Below are 18,408 nucleotides of genomic sequence, written 5' to 3'. Positions count from 1 at the left end.
ATGAACCATACTTTAACAGTTTTACAAATTTTAATTGATAAAAAATTAACAATAGCTTTTGCAGAAAGTATGACAGGCGGATTACTAACAGGAGAGCTGGTTAAAATTCCTAATGCATCATTAGTACTAAAAGAAAGTTTAGTTGTTTACAGTGTAGAAGCTAAAAACAAGTATCTTCATATAGATTTTGATGAAAATAAGCCCTATAAAATAGTCAGTAACGAAGTCTCTGAGCAAATGGCTTCTGGATTAATGGAATTAACGCATGCTGATATTTGTGTCTCTATTACTGGTAATGCAGGTCCTGGATATGATAAAGGAACTGACGAATTAGAAGGTTATATAACTATTAAAGATCAAAAGAGATTTAAGACATATCAAGTGAAATTCAATCAAAATAGCACTAGAATAGAAAATATAAATCAAGCAATTATTTTCACCTATGAAAAATTAGAAGAGTACTTAAAAAATAAATAAAAAACAAAATAATAATTTTAAATGTTCTAAAAATAACAATTGTTTTTTAGTATCTATTATGTTATAATAACATGTGCGTAAGAAAATTAACTTACCCTTGTCTTTATTAAAATTAAAGACCATAGACCATAAGGAGGTAAAAAGATGAAAAAATACGAAGTTATGTATATCATCCGTCCAACATTAGATAGTGAACAAGTTAAGAAAGTAGTTTCAGACATGAACAATGTCTTTACAACTTTTGGATCTAACATCGTTGAACTTAAAGAGCTTGGATTAAAAGATTTAGCATACGAAATTGAAAAACATAAAAAAGGATACTATGTTTGGTTATTAGTTGAAGCTAATAATGACGCAGTAAACGAATTCAATCGTGTTGTTAGAATTACTGAAGATGTTATCAGATTTATCATTGTGAAAGAAGGCGAATAATATATGATTAATAGAGTCGTTTTAGTAGGAAGAATTACTAAGGATCCAGAACTTAAAGTAACAAGTTCAAATATTCCTGTTGTGTCTTTTACAGTGGCTGTTAATCGTAGCTTCACAGATCAATCAGGTGATCGTCAAGCTGATTTTATCAATTGCGTTGTTTGGAGAAAACAAGCAGAAAACTTAGCTAAGTACATCAGAAAAGGTGGACTTTTAGGTATTGAAGGAAGAATTCAAACCAGAACATATGAAGCAGAACAAGGAACAAGATATATAACAGAAGTTCAATGCGATTCTATTCAATTCTTAGAATCTAGAGGAGAACAAAGTAATTCATCACAAAACTTTGGTTCAGCTTCAACTCAAAATAATCATACAGATGATGCACAAAATGAATTTTATGAAACAAGTAAAAATCTAGCAGCTGAAGATGATTTACCATTTTAATTAGAAGGAGAATATCAAATGCAAAATAGAAGAGGCGGTTCAGGATTTAAAAGACGTCGTAAAGTTTGCTATTTTACTCAAAATAAAGTAACACACATTGACTTCAAAGATGTTGAACTATTAAAAAAATTTGTAACTGATCGCGGTAAAATTTTACCAAGACGTGTAACTGGTACATCAGCTAAATGGCAACGTCCACTTGCGAGTGCAATCAAAAGAGCACGTCACATGGCTTTACTACCATTCGTTAAAGAATAATACTTAAACAGGAATAATATTCCTGTTTTTATTTTATATGATATGTGATGGTGTTAAATTTGCATAAATTATGTTAAAATAAACATAGTATTCATTTTATAAAAGCAGGTGATGTAGTGAAAAAATTTATTCCTAGCTTAACAGTATTAATTTTATTAGTTGGACTATGTGTAGGGGCATATTTTGATCTTAAATACGACTACTTAGAAGAAGCTTATAGAGCCTCTTTATTTGGAGTTATACTTATTACAAGTATCATTCTATTTATTATGATTAATAGAATGATTAATCATAAAAATAAAGAGAAAATAAAAAATTTAGAAGCTAGATTAGATATTTGGTCAAAAATATCATATCATGTCAACCAAGTTGGAGAAGAAGTATTTAATGAACTTCCAGTAGGAATCATCTTAATAGATGATCGTATTGAAGAAATTCAGTGGATTAACCCATATGCAAGTATTATTTTAGATGGTCCTGAATTAAATGAAAAAATTCAAAATGTAAATACAGAACTTTATGAGTTAATTAAGTCTAAAAATAGTAAAGCTATTGTTAAAATTAAAGATAGTAAATATGAATGTATCTATAAAAAACAATTTAATGTTTTATATCTATTTGATGTAACAGAACAAGAAAAAATTAAAGAAGTCTATCAAAAAAATCTACCAGCTGTAGCACTTATCACATTTGATAACTTAGAAGAGTCTGTCGTAGGATTAGATATATCAGAACAATCACAAATTAAAAGTGAGTATTTGGGAGCTTTATCTGATTGGGTTGAAAGTTATTCAGGATATTTAAAACAGCTTGTTGATGATAGACTATTGCTCTTAATCACAAGAGAAAATCTTGACAAAATGATGGAGACAAAATTTGATATTTTAGAAACAATTAGAAAAATCTCAATGGGATATCAACTAAAAGTAACCATTTCAATGGGAATAGCTTCATGGGATATTTCATATGAAGAAATTGCAAGTTATGCTCAAAATGCCATTGAACTTGCCCAAAAACGTGGTGGTGACCAAGTAGTTGTCAATATTGAAAATGAAAAAATCCACTACTTTGGTGCTAAAACAGACGCCTCAACCAAAAACTCTAAAGTAAGTGCCAGAGTTAATGCACAAACAATTCAAGAATTAATTAAGAGTTCTAATACGATATTTATCATGGGTCACAATCAAACAGATTTAGATGCTTTTGGATCAATGCTTGCGATGTTTAAAATGGCAGTTTCACTTGATGGAGAGTCTAAACTTAACAAATACTTAATTGTAGATGAAGAAAAATTAGACCAGACAGTTCATCCTGTTTATTTAGAGTTACTTGAAAAAGAACCAGATCTCAAAAAGAATATTAAAACAACAGAAGAAACAACTAAAATGATTAAAAAAGATTCATTGCTTGTCATCTTAGATACTCAATCAAAAGAGATTGTTAATAGCCCTGAAATTTTAGAATTAACAGAAAAAATAGTAGTTATCGATCATCATAGAACATCAGAAAAAGCAATAGAAAGCATGTTCTCATATGTTGAAACATCTGCATCATCAACAATCGAATTATTAATAGAACTTGTTAACTTCTTTCAAGATGAAGTTGATATTACCCCATTTGAATCAAGTATCATGTATGCAGGACTTTTAGTAGATACTAATACTTTCACATACAGAACTAGTGCAAGAACTTTTGAAGTCGCATCTAAGTTAAAAGAACTAGGAGCTGATGCGATAGAAGTTAAATCTTGGTTAAGACATGATATTTTAAGAACGTTAGAAATCAATAAAATGACTTCACAAATGGAAGTTTTTATGGATAAGTTTGCGATTGTTTCAAGTGATCAAATTTATGATGATAGATCATTTTTAGCACAAGTATCTGAAAGCTTATTAAATATTAAAGGCATTGATGCAGCATTTACAATTACTAAGTTAGATGATATCACTGTGGGAATAAGTGCTAGATCTTATAATCAAGTTAATGTTCAGATTTTAATGGAACAATTAGGCGGTGGAGGACACTTAAATAGTGCAGCTACCCAAATTAAGAATGTTGATATAAAGACTGTAACAGAACAATTAAAACAATTAATTAGATTAGAATATGAAGAAGGTGAAATTGTGAGAGTTATACTTTTAGAAGATGTAAAAGGTAAAGGTAAGAAAGACGAAATTATTGAAGTAGCAAACGGCTACGGACAATTTCTAGTAAATGGTAAAAAAGCAGTTATAGCTAATGACGTATCACTTGATGCTTTAAAGAAAGCTCAAGAATTAGCGAAACAAAAAGAATTAGATTATCTAGAACTCATGCAAAAAATAAAATCTGAAATTGAAGGAAAAAAAGTAACTGTAGGTATCCAAATTGGACCAGATGGAAGATTATACGGAACAGTTACAACCAAACAAATAGCAGATGAATTTGAAAAAGAACACGGTGTTACAATTGATAAGAAAAAAATTGAATTATCAAGTGAAATCAACTCAGTAGGCATTTATTCAGCAACCGTTTCTTTAACTAAAGATATTAAAGCCCAATTTGAAATTAACGTAGTAGGTGCTAACTAATGAATGCATTAAGAAGCCTACCTTCACATCAAGATGCGGAAAGAGCCCTATTGGGTTCTTTATTCTTAGATACAAGAACAATCCCAGTTGCTTTAGATGGGTTATCAGAATACGACTTTTTTAATTTAAATCATGGCTATATTTTTCAAGCAATTAAAGAATTATTCAATGATAATCAAAATATTGATTATGCTTCAGTAGGTTATGTTTTAGAAAGAAAGCATTTAATTGAAAAAATTGGCGGCTTAAAATATTTAATTAGTCTAGGAAATATGGTTCCTTCTGCAGATCATATTGAAACTTATATTGGACACATTAAAGAAGCTGCCTTAAAGCGAGAAATGATCAACGTTGCACAAGAATTAGCAGAAGAAGGATTAAAAGATATCGATGCTAAAGCATACATTGATCTAGCAGAAGAAAAAGTATTTGCGGTTTCACAAAAAAGAAAAACAACTGCTTTTTCAGAAATATCTAAAGTTTTAGTAGAAGTTAAAGAAAAGATAGAACAAAATAAAGACCGTACTGGTGGTATCACAGGATTAAATACAGGATTTGCTGGTTTAAACCAAATGACATTAGGATTACAGCCCGAAGAACTTATTATCCTAGCTGCTAGACCATCTATGGGTAAAAGTGCCTTTGCGATGAATTTAGCGATGAATGTTGCTAAGTTTAATAAAGGTGGTAAAGCTGGAGTTGCTATATTCAGTTTAGAAATGAGTAATGATCAACTAGCAACCCGTATGATTAGTAGTGAATCAGGTATTGAAAACTATAAGATAAAAAGTGGTAATTTATCTGCTAAAGAATGGCAATTTCTAGAAGCTAGCTCTGAGGCGATGGGAAGACTTAATGTTTTCTTTGATGACTCTGCAGCTGTTAGTATCTCAGATATTAGAGCTAAGTGCCGTAAGTTAAAACAAGAAGATAAATTAGAATTTGTTGTGATTGACTATCTTCAATTAATTAAAGGTGATGATAGAATCAATAATAGACAAGAAGAAGTTGCTAGAATTTCTAGAGGACTAAAACAAATGGCAAGAGAATTGAAAATTCCTGTTTTAGCACTTTCTCAGTTATCTCGTGATGTTGAAAAAAGAGAAGATAAAAAACCAGTTTTAGCGGATTTAAGAGAATCTGGTTCTATTGAACAAGATGCGGATATAGTTATGTTCTTATATAGAGATGAATACTATACGAAATCAAAATCTAATATGCCAGGTGAAGCGGAAGTAATTATTGCTAAAAATAGACAAGGTAGCCTAGGAGATAGAAAGTTCATCTTTGATACAGAATTTTCAAGATTTAGAGAGCATACCAGTCATTATGATGATGAGCAATAATAAAATAGAATAGTAAACTAAAAGCCAAAGAAAGTAAACTTCTCTGGCTTTTATTATAAAGTGATATAAAAAAATTACCACTAAAATTTTTTAGTAGTAATTTCACGCTTATAAATTATTTATTAAGCAAAGCTGTAAACATCCAAATATGTTTATCAAATGATCTGATAGTAGAAGTAGCCATATCTGCAGTACCGTAATCATCAACTTTATCTGCGAGATCAATGACTTCTTTTAATTCAGTTACTAAAAGTTTTAAATCATTTGAAACAGCTAAAATCATATCTTTAGTAGATTCTTCTGTAGCTTCGTTTAATGAAGTAACTTCTAAATAACCTTTTAAATTAGAAATAGGTTTTCCACCAATTGCGATAAGTCTTTCAGCATATTCGTCATATAATTCATTAACTTCATTATATAACTCTTCAAGATGTTCATGTAATGAAAAGAATTCTGGACCTTTCACATACCAATGATAATGATGTAACTTTGTAAATAACACACTAAAATTTGAAACCTGTTTATTTAAAGCAACATATAATTTATTCATATTCTTTCACCTCTTAACTATATTATAACACTAAAAGTAAATATTAAAAGTAATGTGATTATATAAGAAAAACGTTTTTAAAGATAAAAAAAAGCTTAAAATATGATACAATATAATAATGAAATGAGGGTGTAGAAAAATGGATTCAATGAAATATATAAAGTATAAAAAAGAGTTTTTTCTAGGCTTTTTCTTTAAAATTATAGAAGTAGGGTTTGAACTCTTTTTACCTATTTTTATGGCAATTCTTATGAAAGACGGTCTTAAGAATAAAAATTATGAAAAAGGCTTTTTAATGGCAGGGCTTATACTTGTTTTTTGTGTCTTAGGATACTTATCTACGGTATATGCACATAGATTAACAGCAAAAGTTTCTCAAAATTATGCACAGAACTTAAGGCAAGCTCTTTTTTACAAGATACAAGATTTATCGATAGAGGACTTAGAAGAGTTTTCTTCTAGTAGTTTAACCAATAGAATTAATACAGATGTACAACAAATGCAAAACGGCTTAGCTATGACAATGAGGATTGCTTCTAGAGCACCTTTTTTAATGATTGGAAGTATAGTAGCATTATTTATTGTAAGTCCTAAAGTAGCATTAATTCTTTTATGTAGCCTACCTTTATTACTTGTTATGTTACTTTTAGTGATGAAAGTATCCATTAAAAACTTTAAAAAATTTCAAAATCAGAATGATAAGTTAATCGATGTTGTAAAGGATAATACTGAAGGAGCTAGAATGATTAGAGCCTTTGCTCAAGTGGAACATGAAGAAAATAGATTTCATAAAAAAAATGAAACACTATCTTTAATACTTGTTAAATTAGGAAAACTTACTTCTTTTTCAACACCTTTTACAATGCTTGCGATGAATATTGTTTTAGTAGCTATGATTTATGTTGGATCAAAAGATGTTTATAATAACTCAATGCAACAAGAACAACTCATCCAAATTATTAATTATGTTACACAATTAACCTTATCTATTGTATCAGTTATGAACTTAATGATGCTTTATACAAAAGCAGGAACCGCATCTATTAGAATTAAAGAGATATTAGATAAAGAACCCACTGTGATTAATATGAATAATGAAAAATTGGATAGCACACCAGCTAAAATTGAATTTAGAGATGTCAGCTATACATATAAAAACCACTTACAACCTACTTTGAATCATATTAACTTTACTATCTTACCTGGACAAACAATTGGTATTGTTGGATTAACTGGCTCTGGTAAAACAACACTTGTTGATTTATTACTTAGATTTTATAATACAACAACAGGAGAAATACTCATTAATGATAAGAAAATAGAATCTTATGACTTATTTGATTTACGTGATAAAATTGCCTATGCTTCACAAAAAGCATCTTTATTATCAGGAAATGTTGAAAAAAATATAAAAATGAAGAATGAGTATACAAACATAAAAATAAATGAAGCCTTAAATGAAGCACAAGCCAATTTTATTTTAAATGATAGTGAAGGTATTTCAAAAACAGTAAATAAACAGGGAAATAACTTTTCTGGTGGACAAAAACAAAGGTTAGCTTTGACAAGAGCGCTTGTTAAAGAATCTTCAATTTTAATATTAGATGATGTTTTTAGTGCTTTAGATTATGTTACTGATTATAAAATTAGAAAACAACTAGATAGTAAAGAAAATAAGCCAACAACAATCTTAATTAGTCAAAGATTAAGTAGTCTCATGAAAGCAGATAAAATTATTGTGATTGATAATGCAACGATTGCTGCAATCGATACACATGAGAACTTATTAAAAAACAATGAGTTATATAAAAAATTATATGAAACTCAAATTCAAGGAGGTCAAGAGTCATGATACAAATGATACTAGATTTAAGACCTTATAGTCAAAAAGCAACCAAGTGGTTGATTCTCAATTTAATTACCGCTCTTATTGGTAACATTCTTATTTTAATTAACCCACTTTTAATAGGGTTTGTAGTCAATAGAGTTGTTGGACCTAATAATGTCGATCAAGAATATGTCTTTAAGATGTTATCTTTAATAGCCTTATTTTACCTAGCAGGTACTACTTTATTATGGATAAGTCAATTTTGTTCTCATAATTACTCAACGATTGTTATTAAAAATTTAAGAAATAAAGCATTTAATATCATTACTCATACACCTTTATCTTATTTAGATACGAATCAAACGGGTGATATTATGATGCGTTTTTCACAAGATTCTGATTTAGTTTTTGATGCTCTTTCTAATTTCTTTATGCAGTTTTTCCAAGGAGCAACAACTATTATCATTTCTTTAGGCTTAATGATATATTTAAATATTTATTTGACCTTAGTTATTTTAGCAACCATCCCTATTATTTTGATTTATTCTAAACTTACTAGAAAAAAAGCTTCTGAAAGATTTGTTAAAGTACAAAAACTAACAGGAAAACTGACATCAACTGCTCAAGAGTATATTTCAGAAAAAAAATTAATACTAGCATATAACTATGAAGAAGAAGCTAAAAAAGAGTTTGACCAAATCAACGAAGAACTCATGCAAGTTTCAGATAAAGCATATTTCTTAGCTTCTATTAATAATCCGACTTATAGAATGTTTAATAATATTGCTTATGCCTTTTTAGGCGTAGTAGCTCTTATCTTAGCACTTTTAAATCAGCCGATTGAAATATCTGTGTTAACTAGTATGATTATGTATTCAGCAATGTTTTCTAGACCATTTAATGAATTTAGTGTTTTAACAGCTAACTTTATGGCAGGTAAAGCCGGACTAAAACGTTTGAAAGACATACTAGACCAAGATATTGAAGAAGAATTGTTACCATTTCTTAAAGAAAATCGTGCAACAAAAGGAGAAGTTATTTTCCAACACGTGGATTTTTCTTATCAAAAAGGACAAAATTTAATTAAAGATTTTAATTTAGAAGTTAAACCAGGACAAAAGATTGCGATTGTCGGACCTACTGGTGCTGGTAAATCAACTATGATTAATTTATTAATGCGTTATTATGATGTAAATAATGGTAAAATTATCTTAGATGGTAAAGATATCAAAAGTTATAATAGAAATGCTTTAAGAATGAGTTTTGGATTAGTTTTACAAGAACCATGGTTATTTAATGGAACTATAGAAGATAATTTAAAATACGGAAAGAAAGATGCAACACTAGAAGAAATTGTTGAGGCCGCTAAAAAAGCAAATTGCCATAGTTTTATTAGCAAACTAAGTCAAGGTTATCAGACAGTATTAGGTGATGATATTAATCTTTCTGTGGGACAAAAACAATTACTTACTATCGCAAGAGCACTTGTCATTAACCCACCTATTTTAATCTTAGATGAAGCGACTTCTAGTATTGATAGTTTGATGGAACAAGAAATACAAAAAGCCTTTTTAGAAGTAATGAAAAATAGAACAAGTTTTATTATCGCTCATAGATTAAAAACAATTATAGATTCAGATGTAATTATTGTAATGAATAAAGGTAAAATTGAAGAATATGGTACACACGATGTACTCATGAAAAAAAATGGGTTCTATAGTAACCTATACCTAAGTCAGTTTTCTAAGGAAGACTAAGGAGGATTTATGTTTGATCGATTAGATGTAATGAAGAAACAATATTATAAAATTCAGGATGAACTTTCACAAGGCATTACTGATGTTAAAAAAATGACTGAAAAGTTAAAAGAATCCAGTCAATTAGAAGATGCAGTTTTAGAATATAATAAGTATCTTGAAGTTATAGAACAATTAAAAAATACAGATACTTTATTAAAGACTGAAAAAGATGAAGAAATTTTAGAAATGGCTCACTTAGAAAAAGCTGAGTTAGAAGATAGAAAAGAACAGTTAATCGCAGATTTAAAAATCTTACTTTTACCAAAAGACCCTAACGATGAAAAAAACGTAGTTGTTGAAATCAAAGGTGCTGCTGGTGGAGATGAAGGTAATTTATTTGCAGGAGACTTATTTAGAGCTTACAGTAAATATGCAGAAACTAAAAACTGGAAAATTGAAATTTTAAATGCCATGGAAGGATCAATGGGAGGATTCACTTCAATTGAATTTATGGTTACAGGTAAAAAGGTATATTCATTCTTAAAATATGAATCTGGAGTACATAGAGTACAAAGAGTTCCAGAAACAGAATCACAAGGAAGAATACATACTTCAACAGCAGTTGTATTAGTGATGCCTGAAGCAGAAGAATTAGAAATAGATATTAGCTGGAATGATATTAGATTTGATACTTATAATTCAAGTGGCCCAGGGGGGCAATCAGTTAATACAACTAAATCAGCGGTTAGATTAACTCATATTCCTACTGGAATTATGGTTGCTTGTCAAGAAGGTAAGAGTCAACATGAAAACAAAGATAAAGCATTTAGACTATTAAAAACACGTATTTTTGATAAATTCTTACAAGAACAATTAGAAAAAGAAGGCGAACAACGTAAAGCCTTAGTAGGTCGTGGAGATAGAAGTGAAAAAGTAAGAACTTATAATTATCCACAAAACCGTGTAACTGATCATAGAATCGGATTAACTTTACAAAGACTAGATGCGATTATGGAAGGCAAACTTGATTTAATTATTGAACCATTATTAAATGAATTCCAAAAAAGACAATTAACAGGGGAATAATAAATGACTTTAGAAAAAGCTTTATTAGAAGCAATCAAAGAAGCAGAAAATACAGATAAAGAACCAGAAGCAATCAAACTATTATTAATGGAACTATCTGGATATACACCTTCTGAATTTTATATTAAATATAAAGAACAAGCAGATCCGATGTTATTAAACTTATTTGAAGAAAAATATAAAGATTATCTTTATAAAGATATTCCTATTCAACATATCTTAGGATATTCCTATTTTTATGGTAGAAAATTTATTGTTGATCATAATGTCTTAATACCTAGAAGAGAAACAGAAGAATTAGTTGAACAAGTACTTATTTATTCTGATACATATTTTGAAAAACTAGAAACAATTAAAGCAATTGATCTTGGCTGTGGCAGTGGATGCATTACTATCAGTTTAGCATTAGAAGAGCCTAAAATGAAAATTGAAGGATTAGATATAAGTAGTGAAGCAATCGAAGTCGCAAAAAGAAATAATAAAGCATTAGAATCAAACGTTGATTTTAAAGTAAGTGATTTATTTAAAGAAGCTAAAGGTCAATATGATATATTAGTGTCTAACCCACCTTATATCCCTGACTTAGAAAAAGTAGACAAAATAGTTGATAAAGAGCCTCATGTAGCATTATTCGGTGGTGAAGAAGGACTGGATTTTTACGAACTTATTTTAAAAAACGCTAGACCTTATTTAAAAGAAAAAGCTTTAATTGCATTTGAACACGGTTACCAACAAAAAGAAGCGATTAGAAAAATAGCAGAAAAATATTTTAGTGACGCAATCATTATTCAAAAAGAAGATTTACAAGGAAAAGACCGATTTACATTTATTGGTCTTGGAGGCGTATTATCATGAAAAAAGGCGATGTAATTATATTTCCTACAGATACCGTTTATGGCATAGGGGCAAGACTTTTAGACCATAAGGCAATCAAGAAAATATATAAAATTAAAGGTAGAGATTTTGATAAACCTATTGCGGTTTTATGTGCTAATATAGAACAAATCTCTGAATTTGCTTATGTAACAGATGACATTAAAAAACTAGCAGAAGCATTTTGGCCAGGAGCGCTTACGCTGATTCTAAAAACAAAATATTCTTATGAGAGTGAAACATTTGAAAAAACAATCGGTGTAAGAATTCCTAACCACCCACTAGCATTAGAATTGATTAGAAAAAATGGGCCTTTAAAGACAACATCGGTAAATAAAAGTGGCGAAGCACCTTTAAATGATTACGAAGAAATCAAAGCTGTTTATAACAAAGAAGTGAGCGCAATCTACCCTAATAATGAAAAAATATTAGAACTTGCCTCTACTGTAATAGATTTGACTAATGGCTTAGAAGTGATTAGAGAAGGCATCATTACTAAAAAAATGATAGAAGATATTTTAAGATAGAAAACTTTTATGTAAGTTATGATGAAAATGATAGGGTATTTCTAACTTAATTTGTAATAAGAAAAGAAGAAACTCATAAGAATTATACGTATTAAAAGAAGAACTTATATAAAACAAAAAAGTTGAACTTAATTAAAAACGTTTTTATGAAACGTTTTTTTATTAATATTTACAAAAAATATGGTATAATTCTAAAGGAAAGTAGAGAAGAAAATGGAAAAAATTAGAAATATAGCAATTATTGCGCACGTTGACCATGGTAAAACTACCCTAGTGGATCAACTTTTAAAACAAAGTCAAACTTTAAGAGAGAACCAACAAATTCAAACCAGAGTAATGGATAGTAATGATATTGAACGTGAACGCGGTATTACTATTTTAGCTAAGACAACTTCTATTATCTACAATGATTATAGAATTAATGTTCTTGATACACCAGGTCATGCTGACTTTGGTGGTGAAGTAGAACGTATTATGAAAATGGTTGATGGTGTTTTACTTTTAGTAGACGCTAAAGATGGTGTTATGCCACAAACTAAATTCGTATTAAGAAAAGCATTAGAACAAAATTTAAAACCTATCGTGGTTATTAACAAAGTAGATAGACCTTTTGCTGATCCTCTTAATGCTTTAAATCAAGTATTTGATTTATTTATTGATTTAAACGCATCAGAAGAACAATTAGAATTCCCTGTTGTATATGCATCAGGATTACAAGGGTTATCAACATTAAGTGAAGATTTTACAACAGCTGTTGATATGGCACCTTTATTAGATACAATTGTTAAATATGTACCAGCACCAGATGCTAAACAAGGACCACTTCAATTCCAACCAGCATTAATCGATTATAACGAATATGTAGGTAGAATGGGTATTGGTAAAATTCACCGTGGACAATTAAAATTAAATGAACAAGTAAGTGTTATTAAAGCTGATGGTTCAATTAAACAATTTAGAATTCAAAAAATTTATCGTTTTGTTGGATTAAATAGAGTTGAAGCTGAAACAGCAGATGCTGGAGATATTGTAGCAATCTCCGGTTTAGCAGATATTCATGTTGGTGATACAATTACTGCTGTAGGAAACGAAGAAGCACTTCCTTTACTACACATTGATGAACCAACAGTGCAAATGACATTCTCAACTAACAATAGTCCATTCGCTGGTAAAGAAGGTAAATTTGTTACCGCATCTAAAATAGATGAAAGACTTTATCGTGAAACACAAAAAGATGTCAGCTTAAAAGTAGATAGAGAATCAGGTGCTGAGTCATGGACTGTTTCAGGTAGAGGTGAATTACACTTAGGAATCTTAATTGAAACAATGAGAAGAGAAGGTTATGAATTCCAAGTTTCAAGACCTAAAGTTATTATTAGAGAAATTGATGGCGTTAAATGTGAGCCATACGAAGAAGTACAAGTTGACTGTCCAACAGAAAGTATGGGAACAGTTATCGAACTTCTAGGAGAAAGAAAAGCAGATTTAATCAAGATGGAACAAATTGGTTCTCAAAGTAGAATTCATTATGTTATGCCATCAAGAGGATTAATCGGATTAATGACACAATTCTTAACTTCTACAAAAGGTTATGGAACATTAAACCATGTTTATTTAGATTACAGACCAATGGTTCATGCGACAGTTGGTAACAGAACACTAGGTGCTTTAATTTCAATGAGTAGTGGTATGACAACTGCATATGCCTTAGGAAGATTAGAAGATCGTGGTATCATGTTCGTTGATCCAAGAACTTCAGTATACGAAGGTATGGTAGTTGGAGAATCTAATAAAGATATCGATTTAGTTGTAAACGTTGTACAAGAAAAACAACTTACTAATATGCGTTCTGCAGGTAAAGACTCAACAGTTGTTTTAAAGAAACCTAAAACAATGAGTTTAGAAGCTTGTTTAGAATTTATTAATGATGATGAATTAGTTGAAATCACTCCGTTAAGCATTAGAATTAGAAAAATGTATTTAAGTGCTAACGAACGTAAAAAAAATAGATAATAATGATAGACATACAAATTTAAATTGTATGTCTTTTTTATTGTTTTTTTAAATAAAGGAATAAATATTGGTAATTAACTAGAAAAAAACGTTTAATATGATATTATATAGTAATAAATATCAGTTTAAAATAAAAAGGATGATAATAATGAATGAATTTATGACTTTATATCAGTTATATTTTAAAAATAAAGAGTACTATCAAAAGATATATGAACAAAGATTGAATTCTGAATCAACTGAAAAGTTTGATTTTAAGATAAATGGTGATGATGCTTTTTTATACCTACATCCAGAACATTTTAAATTAGTATCAGAAATTTATCAAATCGATCGTTCTGTTTTAAAAGTGTATGAAAAACTTCCTACTGTTGCCTTACAAAAATATATTAAAGATACCTTAATATCAGAAATTAAAAGTACAAATGATATTGAAGGTATCATCAGTACAAGAAAAGAAATTAATACTATTCTGAATCAAATGAATGATAAAAAACATGATAGATTATACGGCATGGTTAATAGATATAAGTTTTTATTAGAAAATAAACGGGTTCCACTTAAAAATCCTACGGATATTAGAAAAATATTTGATGAACTTGTTAGCAAAGAAGTTATTGAAAATGAACCTAAAGATGCTCTAGATGGTAGTGTTTTTAGAGCAAGTGATGTTTTTATATATAAAGCAAGTGGTTCAGTTCTTCATAAAGGTGTTAAACCAGAAAGCGAGATTATCACTACCATGGCACAAGCCTTAGACATCCTAAATAATGATAAATACGATATTCTTATTAGAATGTCTTTGTTTCATTATCTTTTTGGGTATATACATCCATTTTATAATGGAAATGGTAGAGTAAGTAGATTTATTACAAGCTCCTTAATGAGTGATAATTTTACGGCTATTATGGGGTTTAACATAAGTAGTCAAATTAAGAGTAATAAAAAAGAATATTATGAGGCATTTGAAAAAACAAGCAGCAAATATAATAAAGGTGATTTAGGAACATTTGTTTATATATTTTTAAAAATAATTAAGAATGCTTTTGAATATGTTCTTAAAAATTTAACTGAGCAACAAGAAAAACTAGGTTATTATGAAAAGATGATTAAAGATAAAAGTGAATTCAGTGAAAATGAAAAGAATCTTATTTTTATATTGGTACAAAACATATTATTTTCAAATGATGGAATGGGACTAAAAGAATTAGCTGAAAATTCTAAGATGTCAGAAATATGGACTAGAAAAACTGTTTCTTCATTTATCAAGAAAGATTTGATTGTAAAACAAAAAGATGGGCATAAAAATCTGTATCAGATAAACTTAGATAAATTAACAATATAAATAAAATAGCTGCTTAAATAAGGATGATTTTAAGCACTGTTTTTTATAAGCAAAATAGGTTGTTATTTATTGATTATCATGCTAAAATGGAAATGTCCTATTAAATAGGGTTTAGAAAGAAGGGTGAAAATGAAATCTAAATCTAGTTTAAAAAAGTGGATTGAAGAGAAAAAAGAAGAAAAGAATAATCTTCATGAAACAGAAATATTTAAAAAAGTAGATAGTGAATTTCTAAAAAAATTCAGACATGAATTACATTTAACTCAACTTCAACTAGCTAAGGTATTGGGCGTCTCAAAAAAAACAATTGAAAAGTGGGAACAAGGCAAAAATCCATTATTAGGACCAGCAGCACGGCTTGTTTATCTTATTCATCAGAATCCTAAAATCATTTTAGAATTACAATTAGAAGAAAGTTAAGACAGATAGATAAATGACCATGAAAACCGAAAAACATTTTTATATATAGCAAATAAAAAAATATTATTATGCTATAATAAAAGTATAAAAAAATATGGAGGAATCAAATGAAAATAGCTCTTGGCAGTGACCATGCTGGATTTAAACTCAAAGAAGAACTAAAAACATATCTTAGTTCTAAAAAAATTGAAGTTTTAGATCTAGGTACAAACAGTGAGGACAGCGTTGATTATCCCGATTACGGAAAAAAAGTAGGACATGCAGTAGTCGAAAAAAGCGCTGATCTAGGAATCGTAGTTTGTGGAACAGGTATAGGAATTAGTATCGCCGCAAACAAAGTAAAAGGTGTTAGAGCAGCGTTAGTTTATGATGAATTAACAGGCAAACTCGCAAAAGAACACAATAATGCAAATGTAATTGCATTAGGTGGAAGAACCACTTCAACAAAGGATGCTTATAAGATTGTGGATGCATTTTTAAATGCTACATTTGAACAAAGACATCAAAAAAGGCTTGATAAACTAGAAGAAGAGGAAAACTAAATATGAGTAAAGTAGTAGTATTAAATCACCCATTAATCGATCATAAAATGACAATTATTAGAGATAAAAACACAGGTTCAAAACAATTTAGAGAAAGCGTGTCAGAAATTGGTGGGCTTATCACTTATGAAATATCAAGAGATTTTGAAACAGTACCAAAAGTAGTTGAATCACCTGTTTGTAGAGTAGATGGATTCGAACTTGCTAAAAAAATAGTTATTGTCCCAATTCTTAGAGCAGGACTTGGTATGGTAGATGGTATTCATGACATGATTCCACATGCTAAGATTGGACACATTGGTTTATATAGAGATGAAGAAACGTTACAACCACACACATATTATGCAAAATTCCCAACTGATATCAAAGAGAGTTTAGTTTTAGTAGTAGACCCAATGCTTGCCACAGGTGGTTCTGCTTCAGCAGCAATCACAATTTTAAAAGATAGAGGTATTTACAATATCCGTTACGTAGGATTAGTTGGAACTCCAGAAGGTATTAAAAAACTTCAAGAAGATCATCCAGATGTAGATATCTACTTAGCAGCTCTTGATTCACATCTTAATGAAGAAGGATATATTGTTCCTGGTCTTGGAGATTGTGGAGATAGATTATTTGGTACTAAATGAAAAAAGGATTTAAAGCTTATGCAGTAGCTACCCAAATTATCGCCACCTTATTAGGTGGTGGTATCTTGGGGCTATTCATTGCAAAAGTAACTAAAGCCGATAGTACTAAAACAGCAATTTATGCAGGAGTTGGACTTGTTATTGGGCTATTTTCAGGAATGGTACTTATATACCAATATATAAAAACTGAAAATATATATGAAAAAAGACGAAAAGAAGCATTAAAACAAAAAGAAGAAAATGATGAAAAAGCGCAATCAGTTGATTTTTAGATTTGCAATTATTTATGCAGGTATTCTTTTGGTTCCTATTCTTATTTTCGTTAGAGAAATCACTCTTTGGTTTTTAATTTCAGTATTTGCTAATATCATTAATTTTTTTATTCTAACATTGTTGGAAAAGACACCAGAAAAAATCACAAATAAAAAAATGCTAATAAATATATTGATAAGAAATAGCATTAATATCGTTGTTTTATTGCTTATACTATTGATCAATAGAAACAATCAAACGTTATTACTAAAATCATATATCGCCTCAGCGGTTGGTTTTCTATCAATCAAAGTAGGTATTTATATATATAAAGCATTTTATAGAGAAAAGGAGGGTTTAGTCATTTGAGAGGTACACTATTTGGAATTCCTATGTATATGTGGACCACAATTATAATCGTTATATTTGTAACAATTATTTCTTTAATTGTTAATATTAAAATTAGAAAACTTAAGGTGGGAGATAAACCATCAAAGTTTTTAACAGCATTTATAGTTGGAATTGATGCCTTTAATAAATTTATTAAAGGAAACATAGGTAAGCACTGGAAATATGTGAGTCCACTTGTTTTAACCTTAGCTGTTACAGTTTTCTTATCTAACATCTCAGGATTATTTGCACTAGATACACCGACCAAATATACAACTATTACCGCAGCTTTAGCACTTTTCTCATTCTTTATCGTACAATCTACAGGGATTGTAAGTAGAAAGTGGAGACATATTAAAACACTTGGAGAACCAATTGTCTTTATTTTCCCACTGAATTTATTAAGTGATTTCATGCCATTATTGTCAATGACATTGCGTCTTTTTGGTAATATCGCAAGTGGTGCTGTTTTAGTTGGACTAGTCTATCAACTTACAGGATGGTTTTCAATTATTGTTGCACCACCGGTTCAATTAATATTTGATATTGGCTTTGGGACCATTCAAACATTAGTATTTGTTATGTTAACAGTCGTCTTTTCAGCTGGAAAGCTTGAGACATCAGATTTAGAGTTAGAAATTAATTAGAAAATAATAAATTAAAAATGAAAGGTTAAGTGAAAAA

At 29.4% G+C, this 18,408-nt stretch carries 20 protein-coding genes; 19 read left to right on the top strand and 1 reads right to left on the bottom strand.

The genetic code is table 11. The features are described from left to right. The 6 genes from BN854_RS06345 to dnaB all read left to right on the top strand — a co-directional run bounded on the left by BN854_RS06345 (position 1) and on the right by dnaB (position 5,530). Complete coding sequence (locus BN854_RS06345) at positions 1 to 477, top strand: CinA family protein (protein WP_030003718.1); 477 nt, start codon at positions 1 to 3, stop codon at positions 475 to 477. A 144-nt stretch (positions 478 to 621) separates the two neighbouring features. Beyond that, positions 622 to 909 (top strand): 30S ribosomal protein S6, encoded by a 288-nt coding sequence (rpsF, locus tag BN854_RS06340; protein ID WP_030003717.1) that lies wholly within the window; start codon positions 622 to 624, stop codon positions 907 to 909. Positions 910 to 912: 3 nt separating this feature from the next. Next, a complete protein-coding gene (gene ssb, locus BN854_RS06335; protein ID WP_030003716.1) occupies positions 913 to 1,356 on the top strand; it encodes a single-stranded DNA-binding protein in 444 nt (147 codons plus the stop codon). 18 nt (positions 1,357 to 1,374) lie between these two features. Beyond that, complete coding sequence (gene rpsR / locus BN854_RS06330; protein WP_030003715.1) at positions 1,375 to 1,614, top strand: 30S ribosomal protein S18; 240 nt, start codon at positions 1,375 to 1,377, stop codon at positions 1,612 to 1,614. A gap of 116 nt (positions 1,615 to 1,730) precedes the next feature. Then, entirely contained in the window at positions 1,731 to 4,184 is a 2,454-nt protein-coding gene (rplI, locus tag BN854_RS06325) for a 50S ribosomal protein L9 (RefSeq protein ID WP_030003714.1), read from the top strand. Further along, entirely contained in the window at positions 4,184 to 5,530 is a 1,347-nt protein-coding gene (gene dnaB, locus BN854_RS06320; protein ID WP_030003713.1) for a replicative DNA helicase, read from the top strand. The genes rplI and dnaB overlap by 1 nt, the downstream gene beginning before the upstream one ends. A gap of 115 nt (positions 5,531 to 5,645) precedes the next feature. Here the strand turns inward: dnaB and BN854_RS06315 are convergent, their stop codons facing one another. Further along, entirely contained in the window at positions 5,646 to 6,080 is a 435-nt protein-coding gene (locus BN854_RS06315; protein ID WP_030003712.1) for a Dps family protein, read from the bottom strand. 139 nt (positions 6,081 to 6,219) lie between these two features. Between BN854_RS06315 and BN854_RS06310 the strand changes: the two genes are divergently transcribed. The 13 genes from BN854_RS06310 to BN854_RS06250 all read left to right on the top strand — a co-directional run bounded on the left by BN854_RS06310 (position 6,220) and on the right by BN854_RS06250 (position 18,371). Then, positions 6,220 to 7,932, top strand: coding sequence for an ABC transporter ATP-binding protein (locus tag BN854_RS06310; RefSeq protein WP_030003711.1), 1,713 nt, complete (start codon positions 6,220 to 6,222; stop codon positions 7,930 to 7,932). After that, positions 7,929 to 9,665: an ABC transporter ATP-binding protein gene (locus tag BN854_RS06305; protein WP_030003710.1), complete on the top strand. Its 1,737-nt coding sequence runs from the start codon at positions 7,929 to 7,931 to the stop codon at positions 9,663 to 9,665. The genes BN854_RS06310 and BN854_RS06305 overlap by 4 nt, the downstream gene beginning before the upstream one ends. Positions 9,666 to 9,674: 9 nt before the next feature. Beyond that, positions 9,675 to 10,733, top strand: a complete 1,059-nt coding sequence (gene prfA / locus BN854_RS06300; protein WP_030003709.1) for a peptide chain release factor 1 — start codon at positions 9,675 to 9,677, stop codon at positions 10,731 to 10,733. Positions 10,734 to 10,736: 3 nt separating this feature from the next. Next, the gene (gene prmC / locus BN854_RS06295; protein ID WP_030003708.1) at positions 10,737 to 11,588 is read left to right on the top strand and encodes a peptide chain release factor N(5)-glutamine methyltransferase; all 852 of its coding nucleotides are present in this window, start codon (positions 10,737 to 10,739) and stop codon (positions 11,586 to 11,588) included. Beyond that, positions 11,585 to 12,133, top strand: coding sequence for an L-threonylcarbamoyladenylate synthase (locus tag BN854_RS06290; protein ID WP_030003707.1), 549 nt, complete (start codon positions 11,585 to 11,587; stop codon positions 12,131 to 12,133). Before prmC ends, BN854_RS06290 begins: the two co-directional genes overlap by 4 nt. 213 nt (positions 12,134 to 12,346) lie before the next feature. Next, the gene (gene typA / locus BN854_RS06285; RefSeq protein WP_030003706.1) at positions 12,347 to 14,146 is read left to right on the top strand and encodes a translational GTPase TypA; all 1,800 of its coding nucleotides are present in this window, start codon (positions 12,347 to 12,349) and stop codon (positions 14,144 to 14,146) included. Positions 14,147 to 14,294: 148 nt separating this feature from the next. Further along, positions 14,295 to 15,491: a Fic family protein gene (locus BN854_RS06280; RefSeq protein ID WP_030003705.1), complete on the top strand. Its 1,197-nt coding sequence runs from the start codon at positions 14,295 to 14,297 to the stop codon at positions 15,489 to 15,491. Positions 15,492 to 15,620: 129 nt separating this feature from the next. Continuing rightward, entirely contained in the window at positions 15,621 to 15,911 is a 291-nt protein-coding gene (locus BN854_RS06275; RefSeq protein ID WP_030003704.1) for a helix-turn-helix domain-containing protein, read from the top strand. A gap of 107 nt (positions 15,912 to 16,018) precedes the next feature. Further along, entirely contained in the window at positions 16,019 to 16,453 is a 435-nt protein-coding gene (gene rpiB, locus BN854_RS06270; RefSeq protein ID WP_030003703.1) for a ribose 5-phosphate isomerase B, read from the top strand. Between the two features lie 2 nt (positions 16,454 to 16,455). After that, positions 16,456 to 17,082, top strand: a complete 627-nt coding sequence (gene upp, locus BN854_RS06265) for a uracil phosphoribosyltransferase (RefSeq protein WP_030003702.1) — start codon at positions 16,456 to 16,458, stop codon at positions 17,080 to 17,082. Further along, positions 17,079 to 17,354: a hypothetical protein gene (locus BN854_RS06260; protein ID WP_030003701.1), complete on the top strand. Its 276-nt coding sequence runs from the start codon at positions 17,079 to 17,081 to the stop codon at positions 17,352 to 17,354. Before upp ends, BN854_RS06260 begins: the two co-directional genes overlap by 4 nt. After that, on the top strand, positions 17,326 to 17,703 hold the full coding sequence (locus tag BN854_RS06255) for a hypothetical protein (protein WP_045959838.1): 378 nt from the start codon (positions 17,326 to 17,328) through the stop codon (positions 17,701 to 17,703). The genes BN854_RS06260 and BN854_RS06255 overlap by 29 nt, the downstream gene beginning before the upstream one ends. Continuing rightward, entirely contained in the window at positions 17,700 to 18,371 is a 672-nt protein-coding gene (locus tag BN854_RS06250) for a F0F1 ATP synthase subunit A (protein WP_030003699.1), read from the top strand. Before BN854_RS06255 ends, BN854_RS06250 begins: the two co-directional genes overlap by 4 nt. The last annotated feature ends 37 nt before the right edge of the window (positions 18,372 to 18,408 follow it).

The organism is Alteracholeplasma palmae J233 (assembly GCF_000968055.1).
Classification (GTDB): Bacteria; Bacillota_I; Bacilli_A; order Acholeplasmatales; family Acholeplasmataceae; genus Alteracholeplasma; species Alteracholeplasma palmae.
Note: the sequence above shows the minus strand (reverse complement) of the source record. Positions and strands in the feature narration are given on the sequence as shown.